Annotated in this window: 20 protein-coding genes and 1 riboswitch; of the genes, 12 read left to right on the forward strand and 8 right to left on the reverse strand. The window is 72.5% G+C overall.

Going from position 1 to position 18,229, the window contains the following annotated elements:
• Positions 1 to 41: 41 nt before the first annotated feature.
• A riboswitch (cobalamin riboswitch) is annotated at positions 42 to 181 on the reverse strand.
• Between the two features lie 183 nt (positions 182 to 364).
• The 3 genes from ABT137_RS10530 to ABT137_RS10540 all read right to left on the reverse strand — a co-directional run bounded on the left by ABT137_RS10530 (position 365) and on the right by ABT137_RS10540 (position 2,794).
• The gene (locus ABT137_RS10530; RefSeq protein ID WP_351705595.1) at positions 365 to 592 is read right to left on the reverse strand and encodes a hypothetical protein; all 228 of its coding nucleotides are present in this window, start codon (positions 590 to 592) and stop codon (positions 365 to 367) included.
• Between the two features lie 18 nt (positions 593 to 610).
• Entirely contained in the window at positions 611 to 1,861 is a 1,251-nt protein-coding gene (locus ABT137_RS10535) for an inorganic phosphate transporter (RefSeq protein ID WP_351705598.1), read from the reverse strand.
• 174 nt (positions 1,862 to 2,035) lie between these two features.
• Complete coding sequence (locus ABT137_RS10540; protein ID WP_351705601.1) at positions 2,036 to 2,794, reverse strand: lysozyme; 759 nt, start codon at positions 2,792 to 2,794, stop codon at positions 2,036 to 2,038.
• A gap of 196 nt (positions 2,795 to 2,990) precedes the next feature.
• Here ABT137_RS10540 and ABT137_RS10545 point away from each other — a divergent pair, with 196 nt between their 5' ends.
• The 3 genes from ABT137_RS10545 (at position 2,991) to ABT137_RS10555 (ending at position 6,702) form a co-directional block, all read left to right on the forward strand.
• A complete protein-coding gene (locus ABT137_RS10545; protein ID WP_351705604.1) occupies positions 2,991 to 3,731 on the forward strand; it encodes a class II aldolase/adducin family protein in 741 nt (246 codons plus the stop codon).
• Positions 3,732 to 3,814: 83 nt separating this feature from the next.
• Positions 3,815 to 4,942: an alpha/beta hydrolase gene (locus tag ABT137_RS10550; protein ID WP_351705607.1), complete on the forward strand. Its 1,128-nt coding sequence runs from the start codon at positions 3,815 to 3,817 to the stop codon at positions 4,940 to 4,942.
• Between the two features lie 371 nt (positions 4,943 to 5,313).
• Complete coding sequence (locus ABT137_RS10555) at positions 5,314 to 6,702, forward strand: hypothetical protein (RefSeq protein WP_351705610.1); 1,389 nt, start codon at positions 5,314 to 5,316, stop codon at positions 6,700 to 6,702.
• 31 nt (positions 6,703 to 6,733) lie between these two features.
• Here ABT137_RS10555 and ABT137_RS10560 read toward each other — a convergent pair whose 3' ends face one another.
• Complete coding sequence (locus ABT137_RS10560; RefSeq protein WP_351705613.1) at positions 6,734 to 7,147, reverse strand: VOC family protein; 414 nt, start codon at positions 7,145 to 7,147, stop codon at positions 6,734 to 6,736.
• A gap of 116 nt (positions 7,148 to 7,263) precedes the next feature.
• Positions 7,264 to 8,154, reverse strand: a complete 891-nt coding sequence (gene ypfJ / locus ABT137_RS10565) for a KPN_02809 family neutral zinc metallopeptidase (protein ID WP_351705616.1) — start codon at positions 8,152 to 8,154, stop codon at positions 7,264 to 7,266.
• A gap of 212 nt (positions 8,155 to 8,366) precedes the next feature.
• On the opposite strand from ypfJ, the gene ABT137_RS10570 reads away from it, so the two are divergent.
• The 4 genes from ABT137_RS10570 (at position 8,367) to ABT137_RS10585 (ending at position 12,410) form a co-directional block, all read left to right on the forward strand.
• The gene (locus ABT137_RS10570; protein WP_351705619.1) at positions 8,367 to 9,179 is read left to right on the forward strand and encodes a hypothetical protein; all 813 of its coding nucleotides are present in this window, start codon (positions 8,367 to 8,369) and stop codon (positions 9,177 to 9,179) included.
• Positions 9,180 to 9,271: 92 nt separating this feature from the next.
• Positions 9,272 to 10,870, forward strand: a complete 1,599-nt coding sequence (locus tag ABT137_RS10575; RefSeq protein ID WP_351705622.1) for an ABC-F family ATP-binding cassette domain-containing protein — start codon at positions 9,272 to 9,274, stop codon at positions 10,868 to 10,870.
• A 389-nt stretch (positions 10,871 to 11,259) separates the two neighbouring features.
• A complete protein-coding gene (locus ABT137_RS10580) occupies positions 11,260 to 11,478 on the forward strand; it encodes a helix-turn-helix domain-containing protein (protein ID WP_046727957.1) in 219 nt (72 codons plus the stop codon).
• Between the two features lie 128 nt (positions 11,479 to 11,606).
• On the forward strand, positions 11,607 to 12,410 hold the full coding sequence (locus ABT137_RS10585; protein ID WP_351705624.1) for an enoyl-CoA hydratase/isomerase family protein: 804 nt from the start codon (positions 11,607 to 11,609) through the stop codon (positions 12,408 to 12,410).
• Positions 12,411 to 12,494: 84 nt separating this feature from the next.
• Here ABT137_RS10585 and ABT137_RS10590 read toward each other — a convergent pair whose 3' ends face one another.
• Positions 12,495 to 13,190 (reverse strand): nucleopolyhedrovirus P10 family protein, encoded by a 696-nt coding sequence (locus ABT137_RS10590; RefSeq protein ID WP_351705627.1) that lies wholly within the window; start codon positions 13,188 to 13,190, stop codon positions 12,495 to 12,497.
• An 87-nt stretch (positions 13,191 to 13,277) separates the two neighbouring features.
• On the opposite strand from ABT137_RS10590, the gene ABT137_RS10595 reads away from it, so the two are divergent.
• The 5 genes from ABT137_RS10595 to amaP are packed head-to-tail and all read left to right on the forward strand — an operon-like array spanning position 13,278 to position 15,516.
• On the forward strand, positions 13,278 to 13,742 hold the full coding sequence (locus ABT137_RS10595) for an Asp23/Gls24 family envelope stress response protein (RefSeq protein WP_351705630.1): 465 nt from the start codon (positions 13,278 to 13,280) through the stop codon (positions 13,740 to 13,742).
• A gap of 32 nt (positions 13,743 to 13,774) precedes the next feature.
• Complete coding sequence (locus tag ABT137_RS10600) at positions 13,775 to 13,969, forward strand: hypothetical protein (RefSeq protein ID WP_351705633.1); 195 nt, start codon at positions 13,775 to 13,777, stop codon at positions 13,967 to 13,969.
• A complete protein-coding gene (locus tag ABT137_RS10605; RefSeq protein WP_351705635.1) occupies positions 13,966 to 14,325 on the forward strand; it encodes an Asp23/Gls24 family envelope stress response protein in 360 nt (119 codons plus the stop codon). The genes ABT137_RS10600 and ABT137_RS10605 overlap by 4 nt, the downstream gene beginning before the upstream one ends.
• Positions 14,325 to 14,933: a DUF6286 domain-containing protein gene (locus ABT137_RS10610; protein WP_351705638.1), complete on the forward strand. Its 609-nt coding sequence runs from the start codon at positions 14,325 to 14,327 to the stop codon at positions 14,931 to 14,933. The genes ABT137_RS10605 and ABT137_RS10610 overlap by 1 nt, the downstream gene beginning before the upstream one ends.
• A gap of 4 nt (positions 14,934 to 14,937) precedes the next feature.
• Positions 14,938 to 15,516 carry an alkaline shock response membrane anchor protein AmaP gene (gene amaP / locus ABT137_RS10615; RefSeq protein WP_351705641.1) on the forward strand — a complete coding sequence of 193 codons (579 nt, stop codon included), beginning with the start codon at positions 14,938 to 14,940 and terminating at the stop codon, positions 15,514 to 15,516.
• Positions 15,517 to 15,626: 110 nt separating this feature from the next.
• On the opposite strand, the gene ABT137_RS10620 is transcribed toward amaP, so the two are convergent.
• Both ABT137_RS10620 and ABT137_RS10625 read right to left on the reverse strand, forming a co-directional pair.
• Positions 15,627 to 16,382 carry an SDR family oxidoreductase gene (locus ABT137_RS10620; RefSeq protein ID WP_351705644.1) on the reverse strand — a complete coding sequence of 252 codons (756 nt, stop codon included), beginning with the start codon at positions 16,380 to 16,382 and terminating at the stop codon, positions 15,627 to 15,629.
• Between the two features lie 5 nt (positions 16,383 to 16,387).
• The gene (locus ABT137_RS10625) at positions 16,388 to 18,172 is read right to left on the reverse strand and encodes a glycoside hydrolase family 15 protein (protein WP_351705647.1); all 1,785 of its coding nucleotides are present in this window, start codon (positions 18,170 to 18,172) and stop codon (positions 16,388 to 16,390) included.
• Positions 18,173 to 18,229 lie beyond the last annotated feature (57 nt).

Raw genomic sequence — 18,229 nt, forward strand, 5'->3', positions numbered from 1 at the left:
GCATGGCGTTATGTCCTCACTCAGGGTGTCCGCGCCCTGGTTCGACGAGACCGGCGGTGGGAGTTCCTGGCTTCCGGGGATTGCTACCCCGGTGACAGTGGCGGGACCGCGCCGGATTCACACCGGCTTCCTCCCTTGCCGCCGTACATGGCTCCGGAAGTCCACCACGCCCCCGGAAGACCCGTCAACTTGCCTTTGACCTGCGAGGGGAGTGTGTGGGAAGGCCCACACCGGTTGTCCAGCGGGGCTTGTGGGGCATGCGGAAGGCTCCTCTCCGGGCGGACGGAGAGGAGCCTTCGCGGCGCCGACGAGGCCCTTTGTGTCAGGCCTTCTCGTATCAGGCCTTCTGCCAGGCCTTCTTGTCTCAGGCCTTCGCCACGATCAGGTGGATGCCGTAGGCCACGGCGGCCGCGCAGCCGGCGAAGCAGAGGTAGGCGGCCGTCACGGCCAGGGCCGCGGAGTCGCCCTGGGCGGTGGCGCGTTCGCGGGCGGACAGGCCCTTGACGCCGAGGGTGAAGAGGGCCACCAGGCCCACGGTGGCCACGAGGCTGACGCCGAAGACGGAGCCGATGGCTGCCCAGTCGATGTTCATGTCGGTTCTTCCTCGGGGTCAGACGGTGGCGGCCGGGTCGGTCGCGGGAGCGGCCGGGGCGGAGGCGGGGGCGGGGATGGTGGCGGTCAGGTCGTCCGTGACCGTGACCGGGCCCGCGGGCGGTGGGGTCACGGCGGCGATCGCCGTGGTCACCACGCCGGCCGGCTCCTCGGTGCCGACGACGTTGCTGCTGTCCACGACCTCGCGGCGGGAGAGCTTCCAGATCGCGGCGCTGGAGGCCACGAGGAAGACGGCGACGACGGCCGTGCCCCAGTCGCCGAGGTCCGTCACGGACTCGGCGAGCGCGCCGACCACCGCGGCGGCCGGGAGCGTGAGCACCCAGGCGACCATCATGCGGGTCGCGGTGGACCAGCGGACCGTGCCGCCCTTGCGGCCGAGGCCCGCGCCCATCACGGAGCCCGAGACGACGTGCGTGGTGGAGAGCGAGAAACCGAGGTGGGAGGAGGCCAGGATGGCGGTGGCCGCGCTGGTCTGGGCGGCGAAGCCCTGCTGCGGCCGGAGGTCGGTCAGGCCCGTGCCCATGGTGCGGATGATCCGCCAGCCGCCGATGTAGGTGCCGAGCGCGATGGCGAGGCCGGCCGAGAGGATGACCCAGGTGGGAGGGTTCGAGCCGGGGGCGATGGCACCGCCCGCGATCAGCGCGAGGGTGATGATGCCCATCGTCTTCTGCGCGTCGTTGGTGCCGTGCGCGAGCGAGACCAGGCCGGCGGAGGCGATCTGGCCGGCGCGGTAGCCCTTGCGGGTGGCCTCGTCCTCGGCGTTCTTCGAGAGCGTGTAGGAGAGGCGGGTGGAGAGCGCCGCCGCCAGGCCCGCGACGACGGGGGCGGCGACCGCCGGGAGCAGGACCTTGGTGACGAGCACGTCGCCGTGGACCGCGCCGAAGCCCGCGGAGGCGACGGTGGCGCCGATCAGACCGCCCATGAGGGCGTGCGAGGAACTGGAGGGCAGGCCCACCAGCCAGGTCACCAGGTTCCAGAGGATGGCGCCGACGAGGGCGGCGAAGATGACCTCGGGACGAATGCCGTTCTCGTCGACGAGACCCTTGGAGATCGTGTTGGCGACCTCCACCGAGAGGAAGGCGCCCACCAGGTTGAGCGCGGCGGACATCGTCACCGCGATCTTGGGCTTGAGCGCACCGGTCGAGATGGTCGTGGCCATCGCGTTGGCGGTGTCGTGGAAACCGTTCGTGAAATCAAACGCGAGTGCGGTGACCACCACAATCGCGAGGATCAGCGAGAAGTTTTCCATTTACCCAGGCAATCTTTCGAGGTCATTGGCTGTTGGACCGTAGGCAACCTGAATGAACGGAAGATGAACTGAGGGGGTCTTGGTGGTGTATGGGGTCGATTTCAGGGCGGCCCTGGGTGGGGCGAGCCGAGGCCGCCGTCCCGGTTCCGGTCCGGCGGCCCGGTCGCCGCTTGGCTAGAGGCCCAGGGTGAACGCCTTCAACCGGTCCGCCGACCCGTTGAAGAGATTCTGGTCACCCGGCAGGCTGCCGCTGTTGTCGTACTGCCAGAAGGTCCACGACTTCCATCCGGCCGGCAGCGTCCCGGCGTCCGCCGAGCCGTGGCGGGCGATCCACAGCGCGTGGTCGGCGGCGAAGGCGCTGCTGCCGCCGGTGCAGAGGTTCCACCAGTTCGTGGTCGTGTAGATCACCGGCCGCCGGCCGGTCTCCCGCTTCAGCTCGTCACTGAAGGACCTGATCCACTTGACCATCCGGGAGTTGCTCAGCCCGTAGCACTTGTGCTTCTTGTCGTACGGGTTGTACTCGACGTCGAGCGCGGGCGGCAGCGTCCAGCCGTCCGCCGTCCAGGTGCCGCCGTGGCTCACGAAGTACGCGGCCTGCCGGGCGCCCGACGACTTGTCCGGCAGGGCGAAGTGGTACGCACCCCGCCTGATTCCCGCCTTGCGTGAGCCGTTGTACTGCTGGCCGAAGTACGGGTTGCGGTAGGTGATGGACTCGGTGGCCTTGATGTAGACGAACCTGGCGCCCTTCGCCCTGGCGCCCGGCCAGTCGACGTTCTTCTGGTGCGAGGAGACGTCGTGCCCCTTCGGCAGGCTCGCCGCGGACGCCGGTGTCCCGGCGAACGCGGTCGCGGTGCCCGCGAGGGCGAGCGCCGCCACGGACGCCGCGAGGGCGCGGACGCGGTGGCGGGACGGCGGAATGCGGTCACGGGCCATGTTTCCCCCCGGAATGGCAACGTGTACGAAAAATCGTCCAGAGATTATTGGAAGATCGGCGTATCCTCGGCGATCTTCGGCCAAGCCAGGAAATGGGAATCTTTGTGGCGGTTTGCGCTCTACTGGATTCGGGACGTCCGGCCTAAAGTGCCCTGCCGCGCAGGCCGGTTGGGGCGTTGCCTGACAGGATCGGGCCATGGCTGAGCAGCAGCGGGACGAGCGTGACGGACGGGATGGACGGGCCGGCGCACAAGGTGTGTCGGAGTCGCGAAGGCGGGATGTACGCACGGAGGAGGCGGACGCCTGGCGCGAACTCGTCGTCGCCGCCCGCCGCACGGTCTCCGACGGACTGGTCGTCGGCACCTCCGGCAACGTCTCGGTCCGCGTCGGCGACACCGTGCTGGTCACACCGTCGGGCGTGCCCTACGACCGGCTCGGTCCGGACGACGTGACGGGCGTGGACCTCGCCGGCCGTCAGGTCCTCGGCACCCTGGTCCCGACCAGCGAGCTGCCGATGCACCTCGCGATCTACGGCAGCACCGGCGCCCGGGCCGTCGTCCACACCCACGCCGTCCACGCGACGGCCGTCTCCACGCTCGTCCCCGAGCTGCCGGCGATCCACTACATGTCCGCCGCGCTCGGCGGCGCGGTCCGGGTTGCCCCCTATGCGACGTACGGCACCGACGAGTTGGCCGAGAACATGCTCCGCGCCCTGACCGACCGCTCCGGCTGCCTCCTCCAGAACCACGGCACGATCACCTACGGCACCACCCTGGCCCAGGCCTACGACCGCACCGCCCAGCTGGAGTGGATGTGCCGCCTGTGGCTGACGGCGTCCGCGGTGCCCGGCCTGACCCCGAGCCTGCTCTCCCCGGCGCAGGTGGCGGAGGTGGGCGAGCGGCTGCGGGGGTACGGGCAGAAGCAGAAGGAGAGGTGAACGGGGGCGGGCCCTCCGCCCTCGCCTCCGCCGGCCCCTCGCCTCCACTGGCCGCCGACCCGCTCCGCCCCGACACTGGACAGGTGCGCCCAGTCAAAGTCACGGCCGCTGCCGTCGGTGCCGTACTCGCCGCCGGTGCGGCCGGCGTGGCCGCGGGGCGGTTCGCCAGTGACGCCGCGCTGAAGGCACCGCCCGGCCGGCCCCTGCCCACCGAACCCCGGCTCACCGTGCACGGCACCGCGGCCGGCCGCATCACCCTCACCCGGGACCTCGCCTCACTGCGCCCCGGCACCTACGGCCTGGCCGGGGACGGCTCGCACGCGGTCGTCGGCGCCGTCCTGGAGTCCGCCGCGAACACCGCCGACACCGTCGTACGGCGGCTGGAGCGGGTGACCCACGGCACCTTCGAGACCGGCGACAGGGCCTGGCTCACCGCCAACGTCCACATCGGCAACCCGGGCACGGCCCTGGACCTGGAGTACGCCGACATCGACCTGCCCGGCGAACTCGGCCCGCTGCCCGCCTGGTTCGTGCCCGGCCACCGGGACACCTGGGTGATCGCGGTGCACGGCCTCGGCACCACCCGCGAGCACCCCATGAACGTCATGGCGTTCCTGCACGCCCGTCGCCTGCCGGTCCTCGCCCTCGCCTACCGCGGCGACCTCGGCGCCCCGCGCCCCCCGGACGGCCTGAACCACCTCGGCGAGAGCGAGTGGCGCGACCTGGACGCGGCGATCCGTTACGCCGTCCGCTACGGCGCCCGCCGCGTCGTCCTGCACGGCTGGTCCACCGGCGCCACCATGGCGCTGCGCGCCGCCGCCCACTCGGCACTGCGCGAGCGGATCTCCGGGCTGATCCTGGACTCACCGGTACTCAGCTGGGAGGCCACCCTGCGCGCCCTCGCCCAGGCCCGGCGCACCCCCGAACCCCTGCTGCCGCTCGCGGTACGCGCCGCCCAAGGCCGCGCCGGCCTGCACGCCGACCACGCCGCCGACCCCGTCGACCCGGGACAGCTCACCGTGCCCACCCTGATCGTGCACGGCCCGGACGACACCGTGGCCCCCTGGGGGTACTCCCGCCGGCTCGCCGAGCGCCGCCCCGACCTGGTGGCCCTGCACACCGTCCCGGACGCCCCGCACGGCGCGATGTGGAACGCCGACCCGGAGGAGTACGAGGAGCGACTGCGCCGGTTCCTCACGCCCCTGATGTGATGCGCTCCGGCGCGTGCGCTCCCGGACGAGCGCGCCTCGGCGTCCGAGGACACCCCCGATGTGCCCGATGTGATTCTTCCCGCACCCGCCGGCCCTTCCCCTCCCCGACCCCGGCCGCCCTCCGTCCCGGACCGGAAACCCCGGTTCCAGTCGGTTCCGGAGGTTCCGTTTAACGCCGTACCACTGGCCTGAACATGTCTCCTCGCCTCCCCTTGCACCCCGTGCGTTGGCCAGCCCCGTCGCCCGCCGTGACATTCCGTTTGGGTTTTCGGACCGTCAACCGGAAGACTGCACCCGTGACGTCCCGTATCCCGCGCGACTCAAGGCTTCGACTCGTCCGAACGCGACCCCTGGCCGCCGCCCCCCGAGCGATGAACCAGCGGCCCGCGCGCCGCCCCGCACCCCGCCCGCCCGAGGGCACCCCGGCCCCCGCCGAGCTGGCCAGAATGGCTCGCTCCGGCCTGGCCGGCGCGGCCCGCGTCGCCCACTGGGCGGACACCGCTCTCGGGCCCGGCAGCGACGGCGCGACCGCCGACGGCATGGCCACCCTCTCCGACGCGTCCGCCGAACGCGCGTCCGACGACCTGGGTCTGACCGCCGCTCAGGTGCGCGCCGACTGGGACACCGCCCGCCTCGCCGGTCTGGTCGAGGTACACGGCGGCAGCGCGCGCCCCGGCTGGCGCCTGCGCGCCTGGGACCGTGACGACAGCGCCGTGCTGCGCGGCTGGGTCGCTCTCTTCGACGCCTGGTCGCTGGCCCACCCGGAGCCCGCCGAGTTCGAGCCCGCCGCCGTCGCCGAGGTCGTCTCGGCCATGCCCCAGGTGCTCTCCTTCCTCCAGCTGTCCGCCGGTCCCGTCCCGGTCGAGCAGCTCCTGGACCTGCTGGGACAGCGGGTCACCGAACTACGCACCGAGCGCTGCGAGGTCCCCTACGACACGGAGAACGGCACCGGGACCGCCAGGCCCCTCGCCGCCGTGCGCTCCGCCGACGCCGACCCGGCGGACCACGCCCCGGCCGAGGACCCGGCCCCCGCCGACGAGGCCGAGCTCGCCCCCCTCCTCGACTGGTCCCTGCACGCTCTGGCCTCCGTCGGCGCGCTGACCTGCGGCGACGGCCAGGCCACCCTCACCCCGCTGGGCAGCTGGGCGGTCTGGGTCAAGCTGGAGCAGATCTGCGTCGCCGCGCAGAGCCCCGCCGGCAACATCGAGGTCGCCGCCGAGGAGATGCTGCGCGGCTGCGCCCAGCTGCGCCCCAACGCGGCCCGCGCCGAGTACCGCGCCTGGCTCGCCGCCCGCCCCGTCGGCGGCGCCGTCACCGAACTCGTCGACGCCGCCCGCGGCGAGGACGCCCTGCTGCGCGGCCTCGCCTTCGAGGCGCTGCGCGTCGTCGGCGCCCCCGCCGAACCGGACGTCCGCGCGGTCGTCGACGAGCCGACCCTGCGGCCGTACGCCCTGCTGTGGCTGGCCGAGCACGACGGGGTCGACCCCGAGGACGCCCACGAGGTGCTCACCCGGGAAGAGGCCACCTGGCTCTGGGTGGACACGGCCGCCGCGGTCGCCGACCACGGCGAGGCCCCGCTGCTCGTCCGCCACCTGGAGTCGGCGCTGCAGCCCACCGTCCCCGCGCTGCTCGACGAGGTGCGCGCCGTCGGTCACCCGCGCACCGTGCAGGTCCTGGTCGCGCTGGCCGCCGCCCACCCCGACCCGGCGCTGGCCAAGGCCGTCCGCCGGGCCGCCTTCCAGGTGCACACCGGCGGCTAGCGGCCGGCACGGACCAGGCGGACCACGCGGGTCAGACGGCTATCTCCGGGGCGTACGTGCCGAAGCTCCAGATGTTGCCCTCGACGTCCCGGGCCATGTAGTCCCGCGAACCGTAGTCCTGGTCGGTCGGGGGCATCAGGATCTCGGCGCCGTGGTCGACGGCGCGCTGGTGGTGTGCGTCGACGTCGTCCACGACGATGTACACCCCGGTCGGGCCGCCGCCCTCCATCGCCGCGTCGAACCGGCCGCCGCGGCCCCTGGAGCCCAGCATGACCGCGCCGTTGCCCTGCACCAGCTCGGCGTGGAGCACCATGCCGTCCTCGCCCTCGTACACCGACAGTTCGGTGAAGCCGAAGGCCTCGGTCAGCTGCTTGATCGCCGCCTTCGCGTCCGTGTACAGCAGCGACGGATAGATGCTCGGCCGCCCGCCACTCGTGCCTGCCATCCCGATCACTCCCTCGTGCGTCGGTCCCCCGAAAGCCGTCGTTCCGGCCTGGTCCCCAGTCTTGCACCCGGCACTGACAACGCCCCCGGCCCGTACCGTCGTTGCAGGTCAGCGGGTCATCGGAAGGTGTTGCAGCGCGCCATGTCGCCGGTTCGGTAGCCCTGGTAGAACCACTGCCGGCGCTGCTCGGCCGACCCGTGCGTCCACGTCTCGGGCGTCACCCGCCCCTGGAACCGCTCCTGGATCCGGTCGTCGCCCACGGCCGCCGCCGCGTCCAGTCCGTCCTGGATGTCCGCGGCCGTCAGGCTGGTGACCAGCGGGCGGCCGGTCGACTCGTCCTTCGTGGTCGTGGCGTGGTGCGCCCACACCCCGGCGTAGCAGTCGGCCTGCAGCTCCACCCGCACCGAATTGCTGTTCACGCCGGTCATGTTGGACTGCGACCTGCTCAACGTGCCCATCAGGTCCTGCACATGGTGCCCGTACTCGTGCGCCACGACGTACGCCTGGGCGAACGGCCCGCCGCTCGCGCCGAACTTGGACCGCAGGTCGTCGAAGAAGCCGAGGTCCAGATAGACCTTCCGGTCGCCGGGGCAGTAGAACGGCCCCACCGCCGAGGTCGCCGTCCCGCAGGCGGTGCCGACCCGTCCGCCGAAGAAGACCGTGGGGGCGGCCGTGTAGGTGCCGTGGCGGCGCCGGAACTCCTGCGTCCAGTAGTCCTGCACGCTGTTGACCACCGCCACGATCCGGCAGTCCTCCTTGGTGTTCGCGTCCTTTCCGGTACGGCAGCTCTGCTGGACCTGCGCCAGCGACGAGGAGGTGGGCGCGGGCGAGCTGTCTCCCGAGGAGAGTCCCAGCTGGTCCGGGCCGACACCGAGGAACAGGGCGAGAAGCAGCGCGACCAGGCCGACGAGGCCGCCGCCGACGGTCTTCCTCCCGCCCGGGATCCGGCTGCCCCGGACGTCCTGCACCTCGGAGGTGTCCAGGTTCGCGTCGTCGTCGAACTGCATGGCGCACCGCCTTCTGCTCGCACCGTCCCCCCACCACCTTGCGGCATCCGCGCCGCCACTTCGCGCCGATGACCGGACCGACGCCCGAACGGGCGACGTCCCGTCCCGCCCCCGCGTCACGCCCGCCCGCCCGTCGCAGGCGTGGCTACGCTCTGCGCCTGACTCATGGCACAGGGGCGCCCGGCCGGGCGCCGAAGGGGGGAAGGGAAGGGGTGGCCGTTCTGCACCACGGGGGAACCGAGCCACCCGACGCCGAGCCGCTCCCGGAGCAGTCCGCGACGGCCCGCCGGGAGCAGCAGTCTCCGGCCGCCCTCCCGCACCAGCCTCCGCGTGCCCTCCCGGGAACACCCCCCGCCCGCAGATCCCTCAACCGCCTCCTCGCCCTCGCCCTCCTCCTCGCGGCCGGGCTCCTCGCCGTCGCCCACCAGATCCGCCCCGCCCCCTACGGCGACCACCTCACCTCCGGCCCGCCCGCGCACACCGCACGCGCGCGTGGCGGCGTCGTCGAGGCGTACGACGGGCAGACCCTGCGCTGGCGGTACGCGCGCGTGGGCCGGCGCCCGCTCAGCGTGCTGCCCACGCGCGGGCAGGCGATCACCGTCTGGGACGACGGGCTCGTCACCGACACCGACGGCCGCTCCGTGCGCTGGCACCGCGCCCTGCCCGCGGCGACCGACTGGCTGCGCGCCCGGGGCGGCGCCGGCGTCCTGCGCCCCCTGGGCCGCGGCATCCTCGCCGTCGTCACCCCGTCCCGCATCGCCGCGTACCGCACCGCCGACGGTGACCTGCGCTGGGTGCTGCCCGCCCGCGCGGGCTGCGCCTTCCGCCCCGAACGTGCCGTACGTCACGGCCATGCCCTGCTCGTCGCCCAGCCCTGCGCGGACGGCGCCTGGACCGCGCAGCTCGTCGCCGTGGACGACCTGGGCGGAATCGCCCCGCACCGCACCCCGCTGGGCAACGAACGGCCCGGCGCCGGCCGTCCCGAACACCCGCGCACCGAAAAAGCGCTTGCGCGGCCCCGTTAGACTTGGCCCATGGCCATTCTCCTCGCGCATTAGACGGCGGGAACGTCCTCAGCCGCCCACCCGTCACTATCCGTACGCTCTGGAGTCTGTCCGTGATCTCCGCCTCCGGTATCGAGCTGCGCGCCGGTGCGCGCGTCCTCATCGAGAACGCCACATTTCGGGTCGCCAAGGGTGACCGCATCGGCCTGGTCGGCCGCAACGGCGCCGGCAAGACCACCCTCACCAAGGTGCTGGCCGGTGACGGCATCCCCGCCGCGGGCACCGTCACCCGCTCCGGCGAGGTCGGCTACCTCCCGCAGGACCCCCGCACCGGCGACCTCGACGTCCTCGCCCGCGACCGCGTCCTGTCCGCGCGCGGCCTGGACGTACTGATCCGCAAGATGCGCGAGAACGAACAGCGCATCGCCAACGGCCAGGGCGCCACCCGCGAGAAGGCGCTCAGGCAGTACGAGCGCCAGGAGACCGAGTTCCTCACCAAGGGCGGTTACGCCGCCGAGGCGGAGGCCGCCACCATCGCCGCCGCGCTCAACCTGCCCGACCGGGTGCTCGGCCAGCCCCTGCACACGCTCTCCGGCGGTCAGCGCCGCCGTATCGAGCTGGCCCGCATCCTGTTCTCGGACGCCGACACCCTGCTGCTCGACGAGCCGACCAACCACCTCGACGCGGACTCGATCGTCTGGCTGCGCGACTACCTGAAGACCTACCGCGGCGGCTTCATCGTGATCTCCCACGACGTCGACCTGGTCGAGACGGTCGTCAACAAGGTCTTCTACCTGGACGCGAACCGCTCCCAGATCGACGTCTACAACATGGGCTGGAAGCTCTACCAGCAGCAGCGCGAGGCCGACGAGAAGCGCCGCAAGCGGGAGCGTGCCAACGCCGAGAAGAAGGCCGCCGCACTGCACTCGCAGGCCGACAAGATGCGCGCCAAGGCCACCAAGACGGTCGCCGCGCAGAACATGGCCCGCCGCGCCGACAAGCTGCTGTCCGGCCTGGACGCCGTCCGCGTCTCCGACAAGGTCGCCAAGCTGCGCTTCCCGGAACCCTCGCCCTGCGGCAAGACCCCGCTGACCGCAGAGGGCCTGTCGAAGTCGTACGGCTCGCTGGAGATCTTCACCGACGTCGACCTGGCCATCGACAAGGGTTCCCGGGTCGTCATCCTGGGTCTCAACGGCGCCGGCAAGACCACCCTGCTGCGGCTGCTCGGCGGCGTCGAGCAGCCCGACACCGGCGAGGTCATCGAGGGGCACGGTCTCAAGCTCGGCTACTACGCCCAGGAGCACGAGACCCTGGACCCGGAGCGCACGGTTCTGGAGAACATGCGCTCGGCGGCCCCCGACCTGGACCTCGTCGAGGTCCGCAAGACGCTCGGCTCGTTCCTGTTCTCCGGCGACGACGTCGACAAGCCGGCCGGTGTCCTCTCCGGCGGCGAGAAGACCCGTCTCGCCCTCGCCACCCTGGTCGTCTCCTCCGCGAACGTCCTGCTCCTGGACGAGCCGACCAACAACCTCGACCCCGCCAGCCGCGAGGAGATCCTCGGCGCCCTGCGCACCTACAAGGGCGCGGTCGTCCTCGTCACCCACGACGAGGGCGCCGTGGAGGCGCTCCAGCCCGAGCGGATCATCCTGCTGCCCGACGGTGTCGAGGACCTGTGGGGCGCCGACTACGCCGACCTGGTCGCCCTCGCCTGAGGTCCGACGAGATCCGACGAGATCCGAAGATCCGATCGCGTCGCCCTCGTTTGATCGAATGCCTGATCCACTGGCTATGGATCATTCGGCCTATCGGTGATCCATCATCTGTGTGAGATCTCCTCGTATCGAGGTGTGTCCTACATCGATTTCGCGGCCGATCCCTTTGTCGACAAGGGATCGGCCGTTCTGCGTGCCTGACCTGGCACTTCACAGAAGAACCCGTTCGGCCTCATGGACAACCCGCGACGGAATCACAGATTCCGTATGTGGGGATGCGCTCCTGTCGTCACAACGATGTCTCACGGACCTTGCCGAATGGGTGGCCATCACGCCCCGGAGGGGTGATCATGAGGGGACCAGAGCGCACTTCCCATGAGGAGGCACGGGTGGCCGAGACTCTGAAGAAGGGCAGCCGGGTGACCGGCGCCGCGCGCGACAAGCTCGCGGCAGACCTGAAGAAAAAGTACGACTCCGGTGCGAGCATTCGGGCACTGGCCGAGGAAACCGGCCGCTCGTATGGCTTCGTCCACCGGATGCTCAGCGAGTCGGGTGTCACGCTGCGTGGGCGTGGCGGGGCGACGCGGGGCAAGAAAGCCGCGTCCTGACCCCGGGCGGCCCATCGGCTTCGATGGTGGCCACCCGGTCGGTTACCTGATCGGCCGGGTGGTTACTGTGCAGTCACTTAGCATGCCGTACGGCAATGCGTGATGACCGCACACATCGGAGGCGCCCCATGGCTTCGCCCGACCAGGAGTTCGCTCCTGTTCTCGACAAGGACGGCGTACGGCTCACCGTCGACGACGCGCTCGCCACGGTGACGCTGACCAATCCGGCCAAGCGCAACGCCCAGAGCCCCGCACTGTGGCGGGCGTTGGCCGAGGCCGGGCGGTCGCTGCCGGGGTCGGTCCGGGTCGTCGTGCTGCGCGGTGAGGGGCAGTCCTTCTCCGCGGGCCTCGACCGGCAGATGTTCACGCCGGAGGGGATCCCGGGCGAGCCGACCTTCATCGAGCTCGCGCGCCGCGACGACGCCGAACTCGACGCGTCCATCGCCGAATTCCAGGAGGCGTTCACCTGGTGGCGGCAGAGCGACATCGTGTCGATCGCCGCCGTGCAGGGGCACGCCATCGGGGCCGGCTTCCAGCTGGCCCTCGCCTGTGACCTGCGCGTCGTCGCGGACGACGTGCAGTTCGCCATGCGCGAGACGAGTCTCGGGCTGGTGCCCGACCTGACCGGCACGCACCCGCTCGTCTCCCTGGTCGGCTACGCCCGCGCGCTGGAGATCTGCGCGACCGGACGCTACGTCCAGGCCGAGGAGGCGGTGGCCTCCGGGCTGGCGAGCGTTGCCGTGCCGGTGGGCGAACTCGACGCGGCGGTACGGGACCTGGCCGGTGCGCTGCTGGCTGCGCCGCGGGATGCGGTCGTGGAGACCAAGGCGTTGCTGCGGGGAGCCGCCGGCCGTACCTACGACGAGCAGCGGGCTGCGGAGCGGCAGGCTCAGGCTCGGCGGCTGCGGGACCTTGCGGGGGCAGGCGAGTAGTTCACCGCGGGCCGGTGGGGGCTGGTCGCGCCCACGCGGCGGTAGCCGCATATCGATACAGCCCCGCGCCCCTGACGGGGCGCTTCAGCTGACGTCCGTCACCAGTACAGCCACGGTGGGCCGGTCCTCCAGCGCCTCGCCGACCGCCGTACGGACCCGCCGGGCCACCTCCACGGCCCGCGGGCCGTCGGCCAGCGCGACCTCCACCCGCACGTGCCGGCGCGGCAGCGCGGCGTCGAAGTGGACCTCCCGGCTCAGCGCCCCCGTCACCCGGGCCACCCCCGGCACCGCCAGCGCCGCCGCCGTCACCCGGGCCCCGTCGGGATCCGTCCCCTCCCGGACCGACGGCGGCCGAGGCGCACGTACGGCCTCCGGCTCCGCCGTCTCCTCCTCCAGTAGGTCGGTCACCCGCAGGTCCGTCTCGATCACCGTCAGCCCGAGCCGTTCCGTGGCCGCCGCCAGTGCCCGGCGCAGCCGGGACGCCGTCGTGGGCAGGGGCTCGGCGGCCGTCGCCGCGAAGTCCGCCGACAGCCGCAGCGGCCCCGGCGGTACCGCCCCGGGCGGTGCCGGTACGACGGCCTTCGCCACGTCCGCCGGATCCGCCAGGGCGATCCGCACCGTACCCAGCCGCACCCCCGCCACCCCGGCCGCCGCCCGCCGCAGGACCGCGTCCGCCGCCAACTCCGCGAGCCACGCCCCGTCCTGCGGCCCGCCCAGCGGAAGCAGCCTGCCGAAGCTCAGAAGGTGCCTCACCGTGTCTGTCCGTCGGTCCGCCGTCATTGCTCCAGCCTGCCGCATCTCCGGGGCACGACAGGACATCCGCACGTACCGTGGTCGCAGGACGACGACGGGAAGGGACGCACGGCGATGACCGAGATGGCGGCGGAGCCCGAGAAGGACCCGACGGTACAGACCCGGAAGACCGTCAAACGCGGCGGCGGAGACCCGGCGACCCGCGGACGGACGACGATCGCCGACGGAGTCGTGGAGAAGATCGCCGGGCTGGCGGCCCGGGACGTGGTCGGCGTGCACGCGATGGGCAGCGGCCTCGCCCGCACCTTCGGCGTCGTGCGCGACCGGGTGCCCGGTGGCTCCAAGTCCGTGAGCCGGGGCGTGAAGGCCGAGGTCGGCGAGGTGCAGACCGCGCTGGACCTGGAGATCGTCGTGGACTACGGCGTGTCGATCGCCGACGTGGCCCACGCGGTCCGGGAGAACGTGATCGCCGCGGTGGAGCGCATGACCGGTCTCGAAGTGGTCGAGGTCAACATCGCGGTGAGTGATGTGAAGCTTCCGGAGGAAGAGGAAGAAGAGCCGGAGTCCCGGCTCCAGTGACCGCTGACCGGGACCACTGAGGGGAGCGCACCATGAGCATGGCCGTGGTCGGCATGATCGCCGGCATGGCGCTGGGCTTCGCCGGGTACTTCGGCGGGTTCGGCGCCTTTCTGCTGGTGGCGGCGCTCGGAGCCATCGGGTTCGTCGTCGGACGGTTCGCGGAGGGGGACCTCGAACTCGGTGACTTCTTCCGCGCCCGTGACGACCGGCGCGACCGCCGGCGATGACCTCCGCGAGCGGTGAGACGCGCGGCGCCCCGACGGCCGTGGCGCCCGGCGAGCGCGGTGCCATCCGGGTCGCCGACCGGGTGGTGGCGAAGATCGCCGCACAGGCGGCCCGCGAGGCGCTCGGCCCCCTCCCCAGGGACGTCGTACCCCCGCACGCGACCGTGGTCACGCACCATGACACGGCCCGCGTCCGGGTCCACCTCGAACTGGACTACCCGTCCGACATCGGCGCCCGGTGCGCGGCGGTGCGTCGACATGTGGTCGAGCGGGTAGGCGCGTTGGTGGACATGGACGTCCGGGAGGTCGCCGTCCACGTCGAACGGCTGCACCCGGCCCAGACCCAGGGGAGGGCGTGATGAGCACGGAGCAGACACCGGTCATCGAGAAGCCACTGCCACCGGCCGCCGCGCCCCCGGCCGGCCACGAGCCCCGCTTCTGGTCGCCGCGCCGCGCCCCCGCGACCCTGGTCGCCGTGCTCGTCCTGGTGACCACGGGCGCCTTCCTGTACGACATCGCCGCCGTACGAGCCCATCACCCCGCCATGCACTGGCGCCGCGAGCTGGCCCGCCAACTCGCTCTGCAGCCCCTCGACGACACCTGGGTCCTGGTGGGCGCGGGCATCGCCGCCGCCCTCGGCCTGTGGCTGCTGGTCCTGGCCGTCACACCCGGCCTGCGGGACCTGCTGCCCATGCGGCGCACCCACCCCGACGTCCGCGCCGGACTGCGCCGCGACGCGGCCGCCCTGTTGCTGCGCGACCGGGCCATGGAGATCTCCGGCGTGCGCCGGGTGCGGGTACGGCTGCACCGGTCCCGCGCCCACGTCCTCGCCGTCTCCCACTTCCGCGAACTCGACGAGGTGCGCGGCGACCTGGAGGCGGCCCTGACCGACGCGATCCGTGCCATGGGGCTGGCCCACCCACCCGCCCTGACCCTGCATGTGATCCGCCCCGGCCGGAAGGGGTGACGCCGTGCTCGGCACCGTCAACCGGATCCTGATCGGCCTCGCGGGCCTCCTGCTCCTCGCTCTCGGCGGCTCGGTCCTGGCCGTCGGCCTCGGCGCCCCGCCCCCGTCCTGGTGGATCCACAACGGCCGCCACGACGTCCTGCTCACCCCGGCCGAGCGCACCCACTGGCGCGCCGCGGGCTGGTGGTGGCCGACGGTCCTGGCCGCACTGGCCGTGCTGTTCCTGCTCTCCCTCTGGTGGCTGACCGCCCAACTGCGCCGACGCCGCCTGACCGAGGTCCTGGTGGACACCGGAGACGGCGAGAGCGCGCTGCTGCGCGGCAGGGCCCTGGAGACGGTCCTGGCCACGGACGCGGCCCACCAGGAGGGCGTGTCCCACGCCCAGGCGGTCCTGAGGGGCACGCGTACGGCACCGCAGGTACGGGTGTGGCTTCAGCTGGAGCCGGACGTGGCCCCGGAGGAGGCTCTGACGGACCTGACGAACCAGGCACTGACGCACGCCCGGAACTCGGCGGCGCTGCAGAGGCTCCCCGCGGAGGTCCGACTGACGTCAGTCAAACACCGTGCGGAGAGGGTCACTTGAAAACGCCTTCCACGGAGGCGCCCCTTTAGGGGCGCGGGGCTGTATCGATGTGCGGCTGCCGCCGCGTGGGCGCGACAGGCCCCCACGCACCCGCACCCGTAACACGACCGTCAGAACCCGTGCCTCATCCCCCCGTCCACCGGCACCATGATCCCCGTCAGATAAGAAGCCGCCGGAGACATCAGGAACGCCGCCACCCGCCCGAACTCCTCCGGCGCCCCGTACCGCCGCAACGGAATCCGGGACTCGTGCTCGGCCCGCGTCGCCTCCGGGTCGGCGGACATCGTGTCCAGCTCCCGCACCCGGTCCGTGTCGATCCGGGACGGCAGCAACCCCACCACCCGGATCCCGCGCGGCCCGAGTTCGTCGGCCAGCGACTTGGCGAACCCGGCCAGCCCCGGCCGCAGCCCGTTGGAGATCGTCAGCCCGGGAATCGGCTCGTACACCGACGCGGACAGCACGAACCCGATGACCCCGCCGTCCCCCAACTCGGCCGCGGCCGCGCGGGCGAGCCGTACGGCTCCCAGGAACACCGACTCGAAGGCGCTCTGCCACTGCTCGTCCGTGTTGTCGGCGACGAACCCGGCCGCGGGCCCGCCCACGCTCACGAGGATCCCGTCGAACCCTCCGAAACGTTCACGCGCGGTCGCGATCAGCCGCTCCGGCGCCGCCGGGTCCGCGTTGTCGACGGCCACGCCCACGGCGTTCGGCCCCAGTTCGGCCGCCACGTCGGCGGCCCGCTTCTCGTCCCGCCCGGTCACCACGACCTTCGCCCCGTCCGCGGCCAGCTCACGCGCGGCCGCGTGGCCCAGCCCGCGGGTCGCTCCGGTGACGACGTACACCCGGTCCTTCAGTCCAAGATCCATGGTCCTTATCCTGCCTGCTCGCCGCCGAAGAGCGTGAGGGCGGTGTTCACCAGGCCGATGTGACTGAACGCCTGCGGGAAGTTGCCCAGCTGGCGCCCGGTCTCCGGGTCGTACTCCTCGGACAGCAGTCCCACGTCGTTGACGAGGCCCACCAGCCGTTCGAACAGTTCCTTCGCCTCGTCGGTGCGGCCCGTCATGTGCAGCGCGTCGGCGAGCCAGAACGAGCAGGCCAGGAAGGCGCCCTCGCCGCCCGGCATCCCGTCGACGCCGATCGCGTCGGTGTCGTAGCGGCGCAGGAACCCGCTCTGGCCCAGGTCGTCGCGGATCGCGTCCACCGTGCCGACCACCCGGGGGTCGTCCGGCGGCAGGAAGCCGACGCGCGGGATCAGCAGCAGGGAGGCGTCGAGTTCGCGCGAGCCGTAGTACTGCGTGAAGGTGTTGCGCTTCGGGTCGTACCCCTTCTCGCACACCTCCCGGTGCACCTCGTCGCGCAACGCGCGCCATCGCAGCAGCTCGCCCTTGAGCTCCGCGTGGTCCTCCAGGGTCTGTACAGCCCGGTCCGCGGCCACCCACACCAGCACCTTGGAGTGCACGAAGTGGCGGCGGCCGCCGCGCACCTCCCACAGGCCCTCGTCCGGCTGCCGCCAGGCCTTCTCCAGGAACTTCATCAGCGCGCACTGGATGGCCCACATGTGCGGCTTGGTGGGCAGACCGGCGGTGCGCGCCAGCGACAGCGAGTCCATCACCTCGCCGTACACGTCCAGCTGGAGCTGGTCGACGGCGCTGTTGCCGACGCGTACCGGCCTGGAGTCGGCGAAGCCGGGCAGCCAGTCCAGTTCGAACTCGGGCAGCCGGCGCTCGCCCGCGAGGCCGTACATGATCTGCAGGTCCGCCGGGTCGCCGGCGACCGCGCGCACCAGCCAGTCGCGCCAGCGCTCGGCCTCCTTGTGGTAGCCGGCGGCGAGCAGGGCGCCGAGGGTGAGGGTGGAGTCGCGCAGCCAGCAGAACCGGTAGTCCCAGTTGCGCACCCCGCCCAGCTCCTCGGGCAGCGAGCTGGTGGCCGCGGCGACGATGCCGCCGGTCGGCGCGTAGCTGAGCGCCTTGAGGGTGATCAGGGAGCGCACGACCGTGTCCCGGTGCGGGCCGTCGTAGGTGCAGCGGGCGGTCCAGCGCCGCCAGTCGGTCACGCTGGACCGCAGCGCCTCGTACGGGTCCACGAGCGGCGGCCGCGGCTGGTGCGAAGGGTGCCAGGTGAGCACGAACGCGACCCGCTCGCCCTCCGCGACGGTGAACTCCGAGTGCGTGCCGAAGTCCTCGCCCCAGGTCCGTACGGACGGTTCGCTGCGCAGCCACACCGCGTCAGGACCGGCGACCGCGACCCGGTGGCCGCCGGAGCGGCGCATCCACGGGATGACGGAGCCGTAGTCGAAGCGGAGCCGGAGCGTGCTGCGCACGGTGACGCGGCCGCTGACACCCTCGACGATGCGTACGACGTCCGGCGCGCGGTCGCGCTGGGGCATCAGATCGGTGACGCGGACCGTGCCCTCGGCGGTCTCCCACTCGGTGTCCAGGACCAGGGTGTCGGGCCGGTAGCCGCGCCGGGTGCACGTCGTGGCGCCGTCGGGGGCGATCCGCCAGTGGCCGTGGTCCTCGTCGCCCAGGAGCCTGGCGAAACAGGCCGCCGAGTCGAAGCGGGGCAGGCACAGCCAGTCGATGGAGCCGTCCCGGCCGACCAGGGCCGCGGTCTGCTCGTCGCCGATGAGCGCGTAGTCCTCGATGCGTCGGTCCACGGGAGCCGGTTTCCCTGCCGGCCGGAGGGCCAACCAGGGGGTGGGCCGGGGGAGTGA

This window comes from Streptomyces sp. NPDC001980, assembly GCF_040296885.1.
Classification (GTDB): domain Bacteria; phylum Actinomycetota; class Actinomycetes; order Streptomycetales; family Streptomycetaceae; genus Streptomyces.

Coding starts and splice junctions, on each gene's coding strand:
- ABT137_RS10530 (WP_351705595.1), bottom strand. CDS start 592: ATGAACATCGACTGGGCAGCCATCGGCTCCGTCTTCGGCGTCAGCCTC.
- ABT137_RS10560 (WP_351705613.1), bottom strand. CDS start 7,147: ATGGCAGGCACGAGTGGCGGGCGGCCGAGCATCTATCCGTCGCTGCTG.
- ABT137_RS10555 (WP_351705610.1), top strand. CDS start 5,314: ATGAACCAGCGGCCCGCGCGCCGCCCCGCACCCCGCCCGCCCGAGGGC.
- ABT137_RS10535 (WP_351705598.1), bottom strand. CDS start 1,861: ATGGAAAACTTCTCGCTGATCCTCGCGATTGTGGTGGTCACCGCACTC.
- ABT137_RS10595 (WP_351705630.1), top strand. CDS start 13,278: ATGACCGAGATGGCGGCGGAGCCCGAGAAGGACCCGACGGTACAGACC.
- ypfJ (WP_351705616.1), bottom strand. CDS start 8,154: ATGCAGTTCGACGACGACGCGAACCTGGACACCTCCGAGGTGCAGGAC.
- ABT137_RS10545 (WP_351705604.1), top strand. CDS start 2,991: ATGGCTGAGCAGCAGCGGGACGAGCGTGACGGACGGGATGGACGGGCC.
- ABT137_RS10600 (WP_351705633.1), top strand. CDS start 13,775: ATGAGCATGGCCGTGGTCGGCATGATCGCCGGCATGGCGCTGGGCTTC.
- ABT137_RS10585 (WP_351705624.1), top strand. CDS start 11,607: ATGGCTTCGCCCGACCAGGAGTTCGCTCCTGTTCTCGACAAGGACGGC.
- ABT137_RS10590 (WP_351705627.1), bottom strand. CDS start 13,190: ATGACGGCGGACCGACGGACAGACACGGTGAGGCACCTTCTGAGCTTC.
- ABT137_RS10605 (WP_351705635.1), top strand. CDS start 13,966: ATGACCTCCGCGAGCGGTGAGACGCGCGGCGCCCCGACGGCCGTGGCG.
- ABT137_RS10540 (WP_351705601.1), bottom strand. CDS start 2,794: ATGGCCCGTGACCGCATTCCGCCGTCCCGCCACCGCGTCCGCGCCCTC.
- ABT137_RS10620 (WP_351705644.1), bottom strand. CDS start 16,382: ATGGATCTTGGACTGAAGGACCGGGTGTACGTCGTCACCGGAGCGACC.
- ABT137_RS10610 (WP_351705638.1), top strand. CDS start 14,325: ATGAGCACGGAGCAGACACCGGTCATCGAGAAGCCACTGCCACCGGCC.